This window comes from Brevibacillus invocatus, assembly GCF_003710915.1.
Classification (GTDB): domain Bacteria; phylum Bacillota; class Bacilli; order Brevibacillales; family Brevibacillaceae; genus Brevibacillus; species Brevibacillus invocatus.
The window spans coordinates 34,142-51,456 of sequence record NZ_RHHR01000014.1 but is presented as its reverse complement, the minus strand read 5'-3'; the positions used below and the strand labels follow the sequence as shown (position 1 = coordinate 51,456).

General features: G+C 50.8%; 12 protein-coding genes and 1 pseudogene. 4 read left to right on the top strand and 9 right to left on the bottom strand.

Annotation, left to right across the window (positions count from 1 at the left end; genetic code table 11):
- Nucleotides 1-52 precede the first annotated feature (52 nt).
- The 9 genes and pseudogenes from EDM52_RS09905 to EDM52_RS09865 form a co-directional block, all read right to left on the bottom strand.
- Nucleotides 53-762 (bottom strand): annotated as a pseudogene (locus EDM52_RS09905) (spore germination protein); the annotation flags it as partial.
- A gap of 199 nt (nucleotides 763-961) precedes the next feature.
- A complete protein-coding gene (locus EDM52_RS09900; RefSeq protein ID WP_122908848.1) occupies nucleotides 962-2,479 on the bottom strand; it encodes a methyl-accepting chemotaxis protein in 1,518 nt (505 codons plus the stop codon).
- Between the two features lie 102 nt (nucleotides 2,480-2,581).
- The gene (locus tag EDM52_RS09895) at nucleotides 2,582-4,360 is read right to left on the bottom strand and encodes an acyl-CoA dehydrogenase family protein (protein ID WP_122908847.1); all 1,779 of its coding nucleotides are present in this window, start codon (nucleotides 4,358-4,360) and stop codon (nucleotides 2,582-2,584) included.
- 30 nt (nucleotides 4,361-4,390) lie between these two features.
- Nucleotides 4,391-5,569, bottom strand: coding sequence for an acetyl-CoA C-acetyltransferase (locus EDM52_RS09890; RefSeq protein ID WP_122908846.1), 1,179 nt, complete (start codon nucleotides 5,567-5,569; stop codon nucleotides 4,391-4,393).
- Between the two features lie 12 nt (nucleotides 5,570-5,581).
- Nucleotides 5,582-7,990 carry a 3-hydroxyacyl-CoA dehydrogenase/enoyl-CoA hydratase family protein gene (locus tag EDM52_RS09885; RefSeq protein WP_122908845.1) on the bottom strand — a complete coding sequence of 803 codons (2,409 nt, stop codon included), beginning with the start codon at nucleotides 7,988-7,990 and terminating at the stop codon, nucleotides 5,582-5,584.
- A 362-nt stretch (nucleotides 7,991-8,352) separates the two neighbouring features.
- Nucleotides 8,353-9,471 (bottom strand): S-layer homology domain-containing protein, encoded by a 1,119-nt coding sequence (locus EDM52_RS09880; protein WP_122908844.1) that lies wholly within the window; start codon nucleotides 9,469-9,471, stop codon nucleotides 8,353-8,355.
- A 244-nt stretch (nucleotides 9,472-9,715) separates the two neighbouring features.
- Complete coding sequence (locus EDM52_RS09875; RefSeq protein WP_122908843.1) at nucleotides 9,716-11,380, bottom strand: putative ABC transporter permease subunit; 1,665 nt, start codon at nucleotides 11,378-11,380, stop codon at nucleotides 9,716-9,718.
- Nucleotides 11,373-12,098: an ABC transporter ATP-binding protein gene (locus EDM52_RS09870; RefSeq protein ID WP_122908842.1), complete on the bottom strand. Its 726-nt coding sequence runs from the start codon at nucleotides 12,096-12,098 to the stop codon at nucleotides 11,373-11,375. Before EDM52_RS09870 ends, EDM52_RS09875 begins: the two co-directional genes overlap by 8 nt.
- Before the next feature lie 136 nt (nucleotides 12,099-12,234).
- Nucleotides 12,235-12,648, bottom strand: coding sequence for a hypothetical protein (locus tag EDM52_RS09865; RefSeq protein WP_122908841.1), 414 nt, complete (start codon nucleotides 12,646-12,648; stop codon nucleotides 12,235-12,237).
- Between the two features lie 189 nt (nucleotides 12,649-12,837).
- Here EDM52_RS09865 and EDM52_RS09860 point away from each other — a divergent pair, with 189 nt between their 5' ends.
- The 4 genes from EDM52_RS09860 (at nucleotide 12,838) to proC (ending at nucleotide 17,263) form a co-directional block, all read left to right on the top strand.
- Nucleotides 12,838-13,509, top strand: a complete 672-nt coding sequence (locus EDM52_RS09860; RefSeq protein ID WP_122908840.1) for a DL-endopeptidase inhibitor IseA family protein — start codon at nucleotides 12,838-12,840, stop codon at nucleotides 13,507-13,509.
- A 461-nt stretch (nucleotides 13,510-13,970) separates the two neighbouring features.
- The gene (gene proB / locus EDM52_RS09855; protein ID WP_122908839.1) at nucleotides 13,971-15,068 is read left to right on the top strand and encodes a glutamate 5-kinase; all 1,098 of its coding nucleotides are present in this window, start codon (nucleotides 13,971-13,973) and stop codon (nucleotides 15,066-15,068) included.
- A gap of 52 nt (nucleotides 15,069-15,120) precedes the next feature.
- A complete protein-coding gene (locus tag EDM52_RS09850; protein ID WP_415783054.1) occupies nucleotides 15,121-16,398 on the top strand; it encodes a glutamate-5-semialdehyde dehydrogenase in 1,278 nt (425 codons plus the stop codon).
- Nucleotides 16,399-16,420: 22 nt separating this feature from the next.
- The gene (proC, locus tag EDM52_RS09845; protein ID WP_122908837.1) at nucleotides 16,421-17,263 is read left to right on the top strand and encodes a pyrroline-5-carboxylate reductase; all 843 of its coding nucleotides are present in this window, start codon (nucleotides 16,421-16,423) and stop codon (nucleotides 17,261-17,263) included.
- Nucleotides 17,264-17,315 lie beyond the last annotated feature (52 nt).

The window sequence follows — 17,315 nt, the reverse complement described above, 5'->3', positions numbered from 1 at the left end:
AAGGATGGCGTATACAGCCAGGATGCCGCTACAAGCAGTAGCAGTAATATTCTGCCGACATGTCATAGTTGGGAAAAATGAACGACGAAATCGCTGTGAATGCCACCACGATCACCATAACGTTGCTGACAATCCCTGCTTGCACGACAGCCTGTCCAATCACAATACCGCCTACAATGCCAACCGTTTGACCAATAGGCGACGGCAGGCGAATCCCCGCTTCTCTGAGCATTTCCAAAGTCAATTCCATGATCATCGCTTCGATCAAAGGAGGAAAAGGTACCCTTTCTCGCGATTCCCCCACCGTTAAAATCAAATCGAGCGGAATCAGTTCATCGTTGTAGGAAATCAAGGCAATATAGAGAGCTGGGAGAAAGGTCGCGACCAGCAAAGCCAAACAGCGCAGCAGCCGGATAAAAGAAGCTACCAGCCATCGTGTACTGTAATCGTCCACGGAATGAAAAAAAGAAATAAAGGTGATGGGTCCTATCAATACGTTTGGTGATCGATCTAAAATAATGACGAACCTGCCTTGCAACAAATGAGAGGCAGTCGAATCAGGGCAATGTTCTGTATGCCCGTTTCAATAAATGCTTGACGTCCACCCTTTAACGATGCCTCCAGCTTCGGATCCTCTATTGCACGCTGAGGCCACCCATTCGTATCTAGGACATAAGCCTCATGACGCCCCTCTACAAAGATCACGCTGCTTCCTAGGAGTATTTTTTCATTTACAGTGTGAAAATCAGAGACAGATGCCTTCTTCCTTCTCATCCATCCTCTTATTTTCATCTCTTGGAGCTCCTGCCCTCTTTATGTATTTTGTTTTGTAAGCGTTGGTGACAACTTTGAAATCTATTCATGAAATAGCAAGCGAAAAAGAGCAGAGGAGATTCCCCTGCTCTTTTTCGCCTGATACCTTGCTTTCCCCACACACTGAAAAATCGGAGAGTGATTTGACTTATTCTCTCTGCTGCAACCTCTGAAGCATCTGCTGCAACACATGAGACCGTTCTCTCAGCTTGTCTACGTGCTGGGTAAATTCCTCCATCACAGCGGTCGTTTCTTCCGTCGATGCGGCAGTTTCTTCGATGTGCGCCACGTCGTCGTCGGTTTTTTGGCGCAAGCGAGTAATTCCCCGCACGACTTCGTCAGCTTCCTGCTGTTGCTTTTGCGTGTGTCCCATGATTTGCTCCAGAAGCGTGTGAATCTGCAAGGAAGCCTGGCTGATCCCCAGCAGCTTTCCTCTCGCCTCGTCTGCTACCCGGACGCCAGTATCGACAACCTGGGCGCTCTCCCCCATGTTTGATGTCACCATCTCGAGGTCGCAACGAATATTATGGGCAAGATCACCTATCGCCTTCACCGCTTCTGAAGTTTGACTTGCCAGCTCTTGTACCTGATTCGCCACAATCGTGAACGTTCTTCCAGCCGTTCCTGCCCTCGCTGCCTCAATCGATGCGTTGATCGCAACCACCGTAATATGCTTGGCGATGCCTGCAATCGTATTGTTCATCTCCTCGATCTCGTTCGTACGTTTCGAGAGGTTGCCGACCAACTGGGTCGAATCGTTCGACTTTCTTTCGATCGTCTGCATGACCTCCCCCATGTGAAGAACGATCTGCTCCCCGGACATGGCTTGTCCACGCGTTTCTTCTCCGAGTCCGACTGCTCGTATGATCGCCTGACCGATCTGAACAGAACGGTTTGCCTGCTGCTCTACCCCGTGTTGGTTGTTGATGAGCAAATGCAGCGATTCCTGGCTGGCAGCTGTCATTTCGTCGGCGCCTCTGGTGATTTGGGTCATGGCTTCCCGGATGTGTGCCGTTGCCTCGACCAGTGTATCCACGACACGACTGATCTCCTGCGCAGTCACAGCCACCTCCTGAATCAACAGCTGATTGTCTTTCTCCAGTTCCTGATTTTTCTTCACTTCATCCACGGTTTGCATCAAAACGGCCCTCGATCGATTGACCATGGAGAGCATTCGCAGGATCACCACCAACAAGACCAATAGTGCGATCAAGACATCCTGCAGGACGGTACTCCACTGTTCCTGGTGAACCCAATAGGAAACGACAGGGGCTGTGATCAGCACCAGAATCGAGGTAAGCAGCATGGACCCGCGCTTTGCGTACATGCCCGCATAGATGACAGGAAACAACCATGCTGCAAAAGCGGCAATCGGTGCTCCGTAGGCTGTTATGCCAATCGCTACAGTCAAGTACATCTCCAACGGAAATACATAGTGAAACCATGCCCGCAGCCCGGGAACCAGGTACAGGGCGCAGCTTAATCCGTACAAAACATAGGATAAGAGCGTAGCAAGTATGAGATTCGATACAGAGATAGACAAATAACCTTGCCACCACAGAACAAAGCTCAATCCGTAGAGCAGCGTGATTCCAGCACCACTGATCGTCATTAACTGCCGACTTACATTTCTTCTGTTTTCCAGCATCACCGTCGAGTCAAGCACACTAACCTCTCCTCTATATAAGGAATTGAACGCTTTCAAGACTCGGAAAAAAGGAACTGAGATCCTTTCCCCAGCTCCTTGATGACTCTTATCCTGTTGTTTTTACAGTACGTATCCGTCTGCCTCGATGACGCGATCTGCAATGGTACGCTTCAGATGAACGGTGTTGACCGGTGTACGGCGCGTCAGCTTTTTCAGGATCGACAGGCGCAAGCGCAAATCGTCCCCTTCCTCCATCGCTGCCAGTGCTTCCTTCGCCCACCCTTCCACGCGGTCGAATGCTTCCTGTACATATACGGTAGTCAGATCCAGCTTTTGCTGCTCGTTCTCCAAACCGTTGGCAGCTATTGCTTTTTCCGTCCGTTTCACGATGCTGTCCATTGCGTACAGCTCGATCAGCATATCCGCTGCGAACGCCAGCAGCTCCTGCTCTTTGGAAATCGCTTGCTGATACTTCATCAGTGCGGATCCTGCCACCATCAGAATGATCTTGCGAGTCATGTCGATCAGGTGCTTCTCTGCTGCCAATGGCGCGTCTTCGATCTCTTCCGGATAGTAGCTCATCAGCTCTTCCTGGAGACTGGCTGCTGCTTGCAGCAATGGCAGCTCGCCTTTCATCGCTTTCTTCACCAGTGTGTCTGGAATCAGCAAGCGGTTGATTTCATTGGTTCCTTCAAAAATGCGGTTGATCCGGGAGTCGCGGTACATATTTTCGATCTCGTACTCGGACATGAATCCGTATCCTCCATGGATTTGCACACCTTCGTCTACACAATAGTCGAGCACTTCCGTTGCGAACACCTTGTTAATCGAGCATTCAATCGCGTAGTCCGCAATGGCCTTGGCGATCTCTGGACCTTCATCTGCCTTGTCACCCAAGCTGTTGAGGGCGACATCGAACAGGCCGACTGTGCGGTATACCGAGCTTTCGGCAGCATAAGTCTTGATTGCCATGTTTGCCAGCTTGTTTTTGATCAAGGTAAAGTTTGCGATCGGCGTCTTGAATTGCTTGCGCTCTTTTGCGTACGTAGTGGCAATCTCCAAGGCGCGCTTAGCGGACCCAACTGCTCCTACTGCCAGCTTGTAACGACCTACATTGAGGATGTTGAAGGCAATCACATGGCCTCTGCCCGGCTCACCAAGCAGGTTTTCTACCGGTACTGGTACATCCTGCAAAATCACGGTGCGAGTCGAGGAGCCCTTGATCCCCATTTTCTTCTCTTCCGGTCCGAACGATACACCCGGGAAGGTGCGCTCGACGATAAACGCGGTAAATTTCTCGCCATCAATCTTCGCGTAGACGACGAACACATCTGCGAAGCCTGCATTGGTAATCCATTGCTTCTCCCCATTGAGGATGTAGTGCTTCCCATCCTCGGACAGTACCGCTGTCGTCTTCGCGCCCAGCGCGTCAGAGCCGGAGCCAGGCTCAGTCAGGCAGTATGCAGCCAGTCGTTTGCCGGACGCCAGATCAGGCAGGTAACGGCGTTTCTGCTCGTCATTTCCGAAATAGACAATGGGCAAAGAACCGATCCCGACGTGGGCGCCAAAGCTGAGCGCGAAGCCGCGCGACAGAGCGAATTTCTCCGTGACGAGTGCGGTGCTTACCTTATCCAGTCCCAAACCGTCGTACTTCTCTGGAACGTCTCCAGCCAACAATCCCAGCTCTCCCGCTTCCTTCAACAGGCGAACGGAGATATCGAACTGGTGATTTTCGATTTCTTCCAGGTGCGGACATACTTCGTTGACCACGAACTCTTCCGTTGTTTTCGCAATCATCTTTTGCTCATCGGTATAATCCTCCGGCACAAACACATCTTCAGCTGAGCCTGCATCAATCAAAAAGCTACCACCGCGGATCAATTCTTTTGTATCTCCCATATCTATCCCTCTCCTTGCAATTGGATTGTTTTAGATCATCTCAAACACGCCTGCTGCTCCCATGCCGCCGCCGATACACATCGTGACGACACCGATTTTGCTGCCGCGACGCTTCATCTCATTCAAAAGCGAAACGGTCAGACGGGCACCCGTGCAGCCCAGCGGATGCCCCAACGCAATGGCTCCGCCGTTGACGTTGACCTTTTCCTGATCGAGACCCAGCTCGCGAATAACCGCCACTGCCTGGGAAGCGAACGCTTCATTCAGCTCGAACAGATCGACATCGTCAATGGTCAAGCCGGCCATTTTGAGGGCCTTCGGGATCGCCACTACCGGACCGATCCCCATGACATCCGGGTCTACCCCGCCGACAGTGAAGGAGCGGAACTTCGCAATCGGCTCGACACCGAGCTCTGCCGCTTTATCCGCTGACATGATCAGCACGGCAGCCGCGCCGTCACTCGTTTGCGAGGAGTTTCCTGCCGTGACGCTGCCTTTGACGTTGAAGACCGGCTTTAGCTTGGCAAGGCCTTCTGGCGTACTGTCTGGACGAGGTCCTTCATCCGTGTTGAACACTCGCTCTTTGACGACCAGCTTGCCATTTTGATCAAAGGAGTGCTGCTTCACAGTGATCGGCACGATCTCATCCTGGAACTTGCCGCCTGCAATCGCTGCAGCTGCACGCTGGTGGCTGATCAGGGCAAATGCGTCCTGGTCTTCGCGAGTGACATTGTAACGATTCGCCACTTCCTCTGCCGTATGGCCCATCCCCATATAGGCTTCGGGCAAGGTCTCCACCAGTGTCGGGTTGAGCGCGACCTTATGACCGGTCATCGGCAGCAGGCTCATGCTCTCGACTCCACCAGCGATAATGACATCAGCGCCGCCCACCATGATTTGTTGAGCTCCGTAAGCGATTGTTTGCAACCCCGAAGAGCAAAAACGATTGATCGTGATTCCTGAAACATTCGTTGGCAATCCAGCCCGCAAACCGATCAGCCGGGCAAAATTCATCCCCTGTTCGGCTTCCGGTACGGCATTCCCGATAATGACGTCCTCGATATCGGCTGGATCCAATTGTGGAACCCTACGCAACAGCTCACGGATGACCTCAGCTCCCATATCGACTGGATGAACTTCCTTCAAGCTCCCTTTTTTCGCTCTGCCGATAGCAGTACGGGCACCTGCGACAATCACTGCTTCTCTCATTTTTATACCCCCCTAGTTGCGCAATGGCTTGTTTTTAGTCAGCATGTGCTGCATCCGTTGCTGCGATTTCGGAGTCTTGATCAGCTCCAGGAAGGCTTGCTTCTCCAACTCCAAAATGTACGTTTCCGTCACTTCTGTACCTGCCGGCAGGTTGCCACCGGACAAGACATAGGCGACTTTGCTTGCGATCAGCTCATCGTGATCGCTGATATATCCGCTTTTCTTCATCGCGTAAATGTTCTGGCGCAAGGTAGCGTAGCCTGTATCCCCAATGACGCGAACCTTGCGTGGTGTAGGAGGCGTATAGCCTTCCCGGTCCATTTCCAATACGAGCTGCTTGGCGTCGTAGAGCAGGTGATCCGGATTGACACTGATGCGGTCAGTCGAGCGCAGATAGCCCAGATTAATTGCTTCCTGTCCGCTTGTCGAAACCTTCGCCATCGCAATCGTTTCAAAAGCGCGCGCTACAAACGGGAATGGATCGACTGGTACCGTACCACCCTGTGGCACATTTTCCATTGCGCGGAACAGAAGTTCCTTCGTACCGCCGCCACCAGGCAGCAGCCCTACGCCTACTTCCACAAGACCCAAATACGTTTCCGCAGATGCCTGTACGCGGTCAGCCAGATAGACGACCTCTACCCCGCCGCCCAGCGTCATGCCAAAAGGTGCGGCAACGACTGGACGGTGCAAGAAACGCAGTGCGCGTGCAGCTTTATGGAAATTCGTTACCAGCATGTCTAGCTCGATCCAGTTCTCGTCTTGCGCCTCCATCAAGGCCATCGCCAGATTCATACCCACGCAGAAGTTTTTGCCCTGGTTGCCGATGACGAGTCCCAAGTAATTTTTCTGCACTTCTTCGGCTGCGAAGTTGGCCATTTGCAAAACGTCCAAGCCAAGCGCGTTGTTGGGAGAAGTAAACTCCAGGCAAGCTACGCCATCGCCGAGATCGATGAGAGCCGCCCCTGCGTTTTTCTTGATCAGCTTGCCTTGCTCCTTGAGCGCAGCGAGGTTGATCTTCTCCTTCTTGCTCTCCACATCCTTGTATGCACCGCCAATCGAGAAAACCGAGGTACGTCCCTCCTGTTTTTGATAGAAGGACGTTTTTCCGCTCGCCAGCAGCTCTTCTACGAGCGCAGGAATGGTTTCTCCCTCTTCTCGCATGCGTGCTACCGACTTTTCTACGCCAATCGCATCCCATGTCTCAAAAGGACCGAGCTCCCAGCCAAAGCCCCATTTCATGGCCTGATCGACTGCCACGATATCGTCTGCGATCTCGTATGCCTTGTCCGCCGAATACAAGAGAACCTTTTTGAACACGTTCCAGACGAACTGGCTTCCCTTGTCCTTGCCGTATGCGAGGGTCTTCAGCTTCTCAGGCAGGGACTTCGCCGTCTTGGCTGCATCCAGGGAAGCGAACTTCGCCTTCACGCTTGGACGATACTCCATTGTCGCTGTATCGAGCGCATGAATTTCTTTACCCTGCGGGGTTTTGATTTGCTTGAAAAAGCCTTGACCCGCCTTCTGTCCGATCCAGCGCTTCTCAACCATTTGCAGGACGAACTCCGGCACTTCAAATACGGCTCTTTCCACTTCGTCTGCGCTCTTGTTTTTGACGTTGTTGGCGACATGCACGTACGTATCCAGTCCCACGACGTCCAGGGTGCGGAAGGTCGCGCTCTTTGGCCGGCCGATCACAGGTCCGGTAAGCGCATCGACTTCATCGACTCCCAACCCTGCCTTCACCATCTCCTGGATCGAGACCTGCAAGCCGTATGTACCGATCCGGTTGGCGATAAAGTTGGGCGTGTCTTTGCAAAGTACGGTGCCTTTGCCCAGTACATGCTCACCAAAATGCATCATAAAATCGACAATCGCGGGGTCCGTATCATTGCCCGGAATAATCTCCAGCAGCTTCAGATAGCGAGGTGGATTGAAGAAATGCGTTCCGAGGAAATGCTTCCGGAACTCTTCAGACCTTCCTTCACTCATTTCATTGATGGAAACTCCGGATGTATTGGAAGAAACAATCGTACCGGGCTTGCGAACTTCTTCGATCATGGCGAATACCTTTTGCTTGATCGCCAGATTCTCCACCACGACTTCGATAATCCAGTCCGCATCCGCGAGCAGAGAAAGGTGGTCTTCGAAGTTGCCCACAGTAATCCGCTCGATATTTTGCTTATCATAAAGAGGAGCAGGCTTTTCCTTTAGCAAGCGATCCTTTCCAGCCTGTGCAATCCGATTGCGGACGGCAGCATCTGCTAAAGAAAGGCCTTTTTTGCTCTCCTCTTCTGTCAGTTCACGCGGTACGATATCGAGCAAACAGACGGGAATCCCCACGTTTGCCAGATGTGCGGCAATCCCGGCTCCCATCACGCCAGAACCGAGAACAGCGGCTTTGCGAATTTTGCGTTCCATCTCCAAATCCTCCTCCGTAATGATATGAGCTGCGTTTTAACAATAGAAATTTTCTGAAAAGAGACGTTTTTCATATTAATTATACTTTTTATACAGCGGTTTTGTCATGTCATTCATCTCGTTTTGTTGAATGAATACTCATTCATTTTGTGGGGAAAAAATGACATCCCACATGCGGCTATCAAGCCGTGAGATGTTCGCTTCCACAAACTGAATCAGCGTTCAGTTGTCATTGTAATCGAAAATTCTGTCTCTTGCAATATAAAAAACGTGCTACCTATCACGAAAACAGACTTGAACAAACTGCGGCCCGCAAATGAAAACGGGCACTCTTGTGCGAATGCCCGATTTTACCTGAACCGTTATTTTGCTGTGTAGATAATGTTGATCAGCTTGCGTCCAAATGGACTGTATTCATCCGCTGCAAACACGTATTCAATCTGGTAGAATCCATTCGCATTGTCCTTGTACTGTCCCAAGACGAGCAAATTCTTGTTGTTGCTTTCATCGAGCTTCGCTGTAAACGAAACGTGCTCCGTGTGCTTGGGTATGAATGGGAAGCTGGACCATTTTTTCAAAACAGAGGGTTCAAAATACTTGGACACTGCTGGCTGATTATTGTTCTCGTAGGCAAGACTTGCTGCACGCAGAAAAACGTTCGCCGCTTTTACCTGACGGGCGTTGTTGACCCCTGTGAACGATTGGACGACATCGCGCTCATAGTAGTTATGAAGTCTGGTCAGAACTACAGCATACTGCGCACGTGTCATCACCGCATAAGGATCGAACACGTCAGATTTTCCAAACAGACCGAACTCGTTAATCCCTGTCGCATAGGGAGAGTACGTGTCTCGATAGTAGCTATCTTGCTTCCACTCATAAAAGCTGGTGAAATACGACTTCGCATCTTCCGGCTTAATATTGATGCCGCGGAATTTTTGCGGTGCCATCATATGGAAGAGCACCATGCTCGCTTCTTCGCGAGTAAGCGGGCGCTGCATAGCCGTAGCAGAAAGCCACCAATCCGGATTGTCCTTCTCTTGCTTGCGCATCAGCTTGCCGCTATCCGCCAAAAACAAATAGTAGAGCATCCGATCGCCTGGATCGTAATCGCTGACGCCGTTTGTTTCTACGCGGTACATGGCGCGCAGATTGGTCAAAAGCTGCTCGATCTCCCAGCGCGGTCCATAGCGGTAGTCCAGGTTGTTTTTCCGCTCAGGCTTGGCGATCGGACCATACACCGATTCGAAAACCCGGTTCAGCATCGCAATCGCTTCCCCACGAGAAATCGGTTTGTCCGGGTGGAACTGACTGCCATTCCCCTTAATGATTCCCAAGCTCGCCAAATACTCAATATCGTCTTGCGCCCAGTGTCCACGTGTATCGTTAAACGAGCTTTGTGCTGAAGCGCTGCCTGTAAAAGCGCCTTGCGCAACCAGCAGCACCATCAGAAAACAGAACAGAATGCGCTTGAAAAACATCGTATTGTTCTCCTTTCCTCTATCACCCATTTTTAAACATTTCAGTATACGGCAAAGATTTTTCCTTTATGTCTGAACGCCACTGGTATGTAGGTCGTTTATTCCGAGGTTATCCTTATGCAGATAGGAATAAATTGAATAATACGTTCGTCAAACAAAATACCAATTAATTGCCAATCTGTAAAGGTAAAAACAGGTGAAAACAAAGAAACTGCCCTATAGACCTAGGACAGTTGTCGCATAGCTAATTTTCTATTTTTTCGATCCAACCCGGACCCTTTTTAACCAAAACCCGATATAGCAGAAAGTCCAGGCCGGAAAAGACGATAAAAAGCATGACCGCCACAGATAATAACGAGCCTTGACTCTGGGTCAAAAATACCAGAACTACCGTTATCCCTGCCGTCAATAGCGCGACCAGGATGGCGAATAGCGGATTGAGGTTTTGCTTGACGGCTTCTTGCTCCGAGGTCCAGGCAAGCTTTGGCATATGGATATCGATCAGGATACCCAGTACATTGATCAGAACCACTCCTGGAAGAGCAACCAAGAGACAAATCAATAGGAAAATGGGTGAGATGTTCAGGAACCAAGCAGCTGCGACCAGAAGAAACAGAATACTAATGAAGCTCATCATCACACCAGGCAGCAGTTTACCCATAAGCAGCTGGATAAACGAAATGGGAAAGGTCTTGTTCAGAAAAAATCCCTGACCATCCCTCGTGATAGCCGTAGCAGATGCGCTGTTCATTCCAGCTATAAACAAGCTGCCTGCGAAAAAGATCGCCAGGCTTAAGCCTCCCATTCCTTCGATCCATCCGCTCAAGGCTGTGATCAGTTCACCTCTCTCCTGGATACCGAACAGTGGAATCAGGACAAAAACCGGCATGATCAAGCTGGGCAGCAAGCAGTTGAGCATATAAGCTGGCGTTCGCCACAGCATTCGCCACTCCTTGAGCGCATAGGACCACCAGGGAGAGCGCACCTTGGCCAGCTTGGCAAAATCCTGTCCCCCTACTTTTTTCCGCTTGGATGCCGACTCACTGACCCCCATCACACCAGCGAAATAGAGACGATCCCCGGCAAACAAAAAGAGGAGAACTGCTGCTCCTGTAGTCAAAATAAACGCCAGCAGGTAGCCCAAGCCAGCCAAGTAGCCACTGTTGACCAGTGCAAACACAGCAAGCTTGCTGGTCGGGAACAGCTGCGTCGCGAGATTAAGCAGGACGTTGTCGCCTGACAAAATCTGTTGCTGGAGCTTCTCCACGTCTTCCATCGAGCCTCTTTGCCGTTGTACGAAAAACTGGAAGCCAAGCGCAGCGCCAAGGCCTATGATCCCACCGATCAGACGGAAACGGTCCTTTTTCTTGCCGATGTTGGTATAGCGCATGAACAGCATAACCAGCAGTGACGCAAGCACCAAGGGCACGATCGGGACGACCAGAAATAGAAGGATCGAATACAGGTAGAAAACTAGCCCTGCACCGCTTTTTATCCCAAAAACAATCAGCAATGGTCCTAACAAGATCAACTCTGTCAGGTATTCATAAATGAGAGCGACCAGGAACTTGGCTCCAAGTATTTCTCGGGGTGCCAAGGGCAACGGCAAAAAATGCTCTACATCCTGTGAGTAGTAAAATACCGTGAGGACATAGACAATGCCGAGTACAAAAATAGTGAATGATACCAGTGCCAGACCTAACCCAAGCAGGGCACTTTCTTGGCCGATCATCGCCAATCCATCGTACAATCCGGACAGGAACCAGGCTCCGCTGATGACCATGGGCATCATTCCAACGAGAATAGCGACGAGCAGCAGGATGCTTTTCCAGCCGCTTCCCTTTTTGCTCTTCCATAGCGGGCCTGCGTTTTTCAGCATGATTTTGGTCAAAAGCCAGATGTTATTCATGCTTGGTCAGCTCCAGGAACAGGCTTTCCAGAGATTCGTGAGACTGGAAATGCTCCTGCATCTGCGGAAATGTTCCACAAAAGAGGATTTTCCCCTTGTTGATGATCGCGACTCGGTCACACAGCTTCTCAGCTACTTCCAGAACATGTGTTGAAAAAAATACGCTTCTGCCGCTGTCTGCGTGCTCCCGCATCATTTCTTTCAACGTATAGGAGGACTTCGGATCCAGTCCTGTCAGCGGCTCATCGAGAATCCACACCTCTGGATGATGCACGAGCACACCCATAATGACGATCTTTTGCCTCATCCCGTGAGAGTAGCTCTGTATCGTATCGCCGAGTGCGTCCAGCATGTCAAATCGCTTGGCAAGACTGTGTATGCGGCTGTTGCGAACCTCCTGCTCCACACCGTATATATCTGCCATGAAGCTGACGTATTCCAAGCCTTTCAGCCGTAAAAACAAGTCGGGACTGTCCGGTACATAACCAAACTGTTTTTTCGCTTCAATCGTGTCGACGCCGATCTCTTTTCCGTTGATGCGAATCTGACCTGCGTCGGGCTTGATGATGCCTGTTATCATTTTTATCGTCGTCGTCTTCCCTGCTCCGTTGGGACCGAGGAAACCGAATATTTCACCTTTTGGTACAGTCAAATCAAGATGATCGACTGCCTTGTAAGTACCATTGTAGCTTTTGCTGACTCCATTCAGCTCTATCATATGCTCACTCCTGTCCACAAGAGTATTTCCAGACACTTTCCCTATTCATACGAATCCATGTATCAAAAGGTTTCCAGCATAAGGAAGAAGAGCCGGATCATCGCACCCAGCTCTCTTTTTTTACTAGAATCCGTATTTAATTTTGCGGTACGTAGCTTCCGTCGCGAAGCATAGTCAGCTCGCCCATGATGAAAGCCAGATCGGAATCGTCTCCATCTCCGTTTTCATCAATCGCTTCCAAGCGGCGCAGGAGGATGCTGGCAAAATCCTGAATCAGTACAGGCTGCGCTTCCATATCGTTCTCTTCAAATACTTCGTAGCTCGTCAAGGCTTCCAGATGGGTCACGATGTGAAACCCACCGATTTCCCCCAAAATTTCTTTTTTGTTCAGCTTTGATTTTTCCAATTTTTTCAACATAGAGACAATGTCATTGGCGAACATGCTGGGGAAAGCAACCATATAAAAATGGCGGTTTTTTGCTTCACTGGTCTTGATAATCAAGATATCGGTGCCTTCCAGCTTCTTAGCCTTTTTTCCAAATCCAAACATATATTTTCCACCTCTATTATTTCGGTCTGCATAGCTCTCTCCATGATAGACATATTCAGAGTAGTAGACAACCCCCATCCTGTTTCCTTTTTTCACTCGATTTACGGAGTGGTCAGGGAAAATGTTACATGTCTATTCCCTATGAATCCCACACACGCTAAGGGAAAATCTCCAAAGAGGTGTGCAGGTATGAAAATGAAGCACGGTTGGATCTATTTGCTGTTGCTGTCTATTCTGGTGACCGGTTGCAATGCTTCTAATACCAGTCAAGGCAAAAAGAACGAAAAAACAGCTACAAGTCAAAGCAAAAAGAATGAAAAAACGGCGAAGACCCAAAGCAAAGCAACCAAACAGAAACGTCCTGCTCGAAGTGTCGCCATTCAAAAGCTGGATGACAGCAAAATGAACATCGTCATTTTCCTGAACCGGGCCGAACACGTCGTGGAGGATGTCTACTACGCCGCAATCGACCATACGAAAGGAAAAACCGCTCACGAAGATGGAATCACCTACCTTGAACTGCCCAAACGCTTTGACAGCAAGGACAAAGTGATCGCCTATTTCTCCAAGTTCTGGAGCAGATCATTGTCTGAGGCCCTCTATGACAACCTTTCCACCAAGCAGATCAAGAATAAGCTGTACGTTGCGATTCCAAACGTCGATTATCCAGTGTTGATATCCGTCCGGAACACCGCAGTGGAAAAACTGAACAGTGAAATTCGCGTCTCTGTCCAAAATGTGACAGACCCGGCCTTCTCCTCGGATCGAACGCTTCGCTACCAGTTAATGCGCGACGACAAAACGAAGCGCTACGAGATCAAATCGCGTATGGGTACCTATGGAAATGACCAATTTCAATAATCCGCTTGACATTTATGTGAGACCAAGCGAATAATTATGTATTAATAAGCATACCGAATGAGCTATGACGGGGAACAGTAAAACTGCCCTTCAGGTCCAGAGAGCGAAATCCATTGGCTGAGAGGTTTCGTCCTTCGAATCAGTTTGAACCCACCCCAGAGCATCCAGGGATGACCTGGACAGGTTTCTTTCACCTGTTATCCAAGAAAGAGAGCCGGACGTTACCGCCTGAAGCAAAAGCTTCTCGTGCATAACGTCAAGTAAGGTGGTACCGCGGAGGTCATCAACGCCCTTTCGTCCTTATCAAAGAGACGAGAGGGCTTTTTTATACTTTCAGAAAGTTTAACTTCACTGACGCGATAAAGGATGAAAGTATAAGAAAAACTAAGGCTTTCGCTATCGGACTGCGATAAGCCAAGTTTTTCTAATTTATTTTTTCACTGGAATCAGGGGGTACAGCAATGAAGAAAGGGAAAATGCGGTTGGTTGTAAAGGTGGGCAGCAGTTCGTTGGCGGCATCCTCAGGAGGTGTAGATCCTCAAAAAATGTCGCTCCTCGTCTCGGCTGTCAGTCAGCTGCGGGATGCGGGCCATCAGGTCGTGCTCGTCTCGTCTGGTGCAGTAGCCAGCGGTTATCAAAAACTGGGCTATAAACAAAGACCGCGCACACTAGCCGCAAAGCAAGCAGCAGCAGCCATTGGGCAGAGTCTCCTGATGCAAACCTATACGCAACTGTTCGGCGCACATCAATGCAGCGTAGCACAAATTCTGCTCACCAGAAGTGACTTTTCCCATCGGGAGCGTTATCAGCACGCCTTTCAAACCTTGTCGCTTTTACTCGATAAAAACATCTTGCCGATCATTAACGAAAACGACACCGTGTCCGTAGCAGAGCTGACTTTTGGCGACAATGACATGCTGGGAGCACTGGTGGCTGGCCTGGTACACGCCGATTTGTACATGATCCTGACCGACACCAACGGGTTGTACGACAAGGATCCTCGCTACAATTCCGACGCCCAACGAATCGCCTGGCTGCCAGAAGTGACAGATGAAATAGAAAATCTGGCTGGCGGTGCTTCCCAGCTGGGAACGGGCGGCATGCGCTCCAAGCTGATCGCAGCCAGAACCGCACAAGGATTGGGCATTCCCAGCTTTATCGGAAAATTGGATCAATCCTCCGATCTGCTTGAAGTCCTGACGGGAGATGGAAATGGCACTTACGTCAACTACAGTCCGGAAGCACCCGCTCTCAGCGGTTTACCTACCCGCAAGCAGTGGATCGCCCTGCACTCCCCTACCCGTGGCTCGATTACGATCGACCAAGGTGCAGCCGAAGCCATCCTGGAACAAAGACGCAGCCTCCTTTTGGCGGGTGTGCGCGATGTAAACGGGACTTTTAATCAAGGAGAGGTCATTGAGGTGTACTGCGAGGGTGAATTAATCGGTCGAGGTGTCAGCCGCTTTGCTGCCGAAGATCTGACAGATTCGCTTGGCACCAAAGCAACGCGACGCAGCGGTACTGTCATACATCGCGATCAATGGACACAGACCATCTAGCTTCAACAGGCATGGCAAGTTATTTGCCTACATTTTATAGAGAGAAAAGGAGATGGAGATTATGGGGAACTGGAAGCAACAACTGCAGGAGCAGTTAAGATTAGCGAAGCAAGCGTCCCGCAAAATGGCGCTCTTGACACGGGAGGATAAAGACAAGGCATTGACGGCGCTCGGTGAACAACTCCTCACGGATGAGAAAGTGATCCTGGAGGCAAATGAACGGGATCTGGCCAAAGCCGAAGCAGACGGACAGCCCGCCTCTTATTTGGACCGCCTTCGCTTGACCACCGGACGTGTACTCGATCTGGTGGAAAGCTTGAAACAACTGGTCGCTCTCGAAGACCCAGTCGGTCAATCGATGAGTCGCTGGACCCTTTCGAATGGATTGGTGATGGAACAGATTCGCGTACCACTCGGCGTGATTGGCATGGTGTATGAAGCACGCCCCAATGTGACTATCGATGCTGCTGCCATCGCCCTGAAAACCGGCAACGCCATCGTCCTGCGCGGCAGCCACAGTGCAGTAAACAGCAACCTGGCCCTGGTCAAAAGCATGCGTGATGCCCTGACGGCTACAGGTCTTTCTCCTGAAGCTGTTCAATACCTGCCTTTTGCCGAACACGAATCTGTAGATATGCTGTGTACAGCCAACGGGCTGGTCGATGTGATCATTCCACGCGGCGGTGCTGGCCTGATCTCTCGTGTGCTGAAAACCTCCAGTGTACCTGTATTGGAAACGGGCGTCGGCAACTGCCACATCTTTGTGGAGAAAACAGCGGATTATGCAATGGCAGAGGCCATCGTATTGAATGCCAAAACGAGCAGACCAGCAGTCTGCAACGCCGCAGAAACCTTGCTCCTCCACCGTGAATGGCCTGCCTCCTGCCAGCTGGAGCTCTTGCAGCGTCTGATCGAAGCAGGAGTAGAGGTTCGTGCATGCGACGTCACAAGAAAGCTTCATCCATCGTTAAGCGCCTCTCTGCTGCAAGCCACAGAAGAGGATTGGGATACGGAATACTCTACCTTGATTATCGCGGTACGTACCGTCGATACGCTGGAGGATGCACTGGAGCATATCTCGCTTCACAGCACCGGACACTCTGAAGCGATCGTGACAGAGGACCAAGCAGCCGCACAACGCTTCCTCACTACTGTAGATGCGACTACGGTCTACCATAATGCCTCCACTCGTTTTACGGATGGCGGAGAATTCGGCTTTGGCGCCGAGATCGGCATCAGCACGCAAAAGCTGCATGCTCGCGGACCAATGGGCTTGCCTGCCCTCACCTCTTACAAATACGTCGTACGCGGCACTGGGCAGATCCGATAGTCCCGAAAGGAGGAAGACAACCATGAACACACAGCATGCATTTTCCATCGAAGGACGTATTGGTTTTCTGGGAGCTGGCTCCATCGCTGAAGCCATGCTCTCCGGCATTTTGAAAAAGGGACTTCTCAGCGCCGAGCACATCCTGGTTTCCAATCGCAACAATCAGGAACGACTGGATCAACTCGCTGATACCTATCAAGTGCAAGTGTCGCAGGACCGAAAGCTGCTCGTGGATACTTCCGACATCCTTATTCTGGCGATGAAGCCAAAGGATGCAGCGGAAGCATTGATGGAGCTGCAAGGCACAGTCCGTCCGGGTCAATTGGTCATCTCGGTGATCGCAGGAGTGGCCACTTCCCTGATCGAGGAATGGCTTGGCGTACAATGTGCAATCATACGGACAATGCCTAACACGTCATCTGCTATCGGTCTGTCTGCGACCGGGCTTGCCTGCAATCGCTTTGTGACAGAAGAACAGCTCGAGCTGGCCACGCGCCTGTTTGAAGCTATCGGCACGGTATTCACCGTCGCTGAGGAGGAGCTGGACATTGTGACCGGCCTTTCCGGCAGTGGTCCTGCCTATATTTACTATCTGGTTGAGGCGATGGTGGGAGCTGGAGCCAAAGCCGGTCTCTGTCGCGAAACGGCCCGCCAGCTCACCCTGCAGACCTTGCTTGGCGCCGCGCACATGCTGCTCGATACCAGCGAGGACCCTGCCCTGCTGCGTCTAAAAGTGACCAGTCCTGGTGGAACTACTCAAGCTGGTCTGGAGGTTCTCCAATCGTATCAGTTTCAGGAAGCTGTCACTTCCGCCATTCTTCGCGCTACTGAGCGTTCCCGTGAATTGGGCGCACAGTACCGCTAGCTTTTGTCTGTCCTTCCTTCTGTTGTATACTGGATGGGCTGGAGAAACACGG

Coding starts and splice junctions, on each gene's coding strand:
- EDM52_RS09895 (WP_122908847.1), bottom strand. CDS start 4,360: ATGGGAGATACAAAAGAATTGATCCGCGGTGGTAGCTTTTTGATTGAT.
- EDM52_RS09890 (WP_122908846.1), bottom strand. CDS start 5,569: ATGAGAGAAGCAGTGATTGTCGCAGGTGCCCGTACTGCTATCGGCAGA.
- EDM52_RS09885 (WP_122908845.1), bottom strand. CDS start 7,990: ATGGAACGCAAAATTCGCAAAGCCGCTGTTCTCGGTTCTGGCGTGATG.
- EDM52_RS09880 (WP_122908844.1), bottom strand. CDS start 9,471: ATGTTTTTCAAGCGCATTCTGTTCTGTTTTCTGATGGTGCTGCTGGTT.
- EDM52_RS09875 (WP_122908843.1), bottom strand. CDS start 11,380: ATGAATAACATCTGGCTTTTGACCAAAATCATGCTGAAAAACGCAGGC.
- EDM52_RS09870 (WP_122908842.1), bottom strand. CDS start 12,098: ATGATAGAGCTGAATGGAGTCAGCAAAAGCTACAATGGTACTTACAAG.
- EDM52_RS09865 (WP_122908841.1), bottom strand. CDS start 12,648: ATGTTTGGATTTGGAAAAAAGGCTAAGAAGCTGGAAGGCACCGATATC.
- EDM52_RS09860 (WP_122908840.1), top strand. CDS start 12,838: ATGAAAATGAAGCACGGTTGGATCTATTTGCTGTTGCTGTCTATTCTG.
- proB (WP_122908839.1), top strand. CDS start 13,971: ATGAAGAAAGGGAAAATGCGGTTGGTTGTAAAGGTGGGCAGCAGTTCG.
- EDM52_RS09850 (WP_415783054.1), top strand. CDS start 15,121: ATGGAGATTATGGGGAACTGGAAGCAACAACTGCAGGAGCAGTTAAGA.
- proC (WP_122908837.1), top strand. CDS start 16,421: ATGAACACACAGCATGCATTTTCCATCGAAGGACGTATTGGTTTTCTG.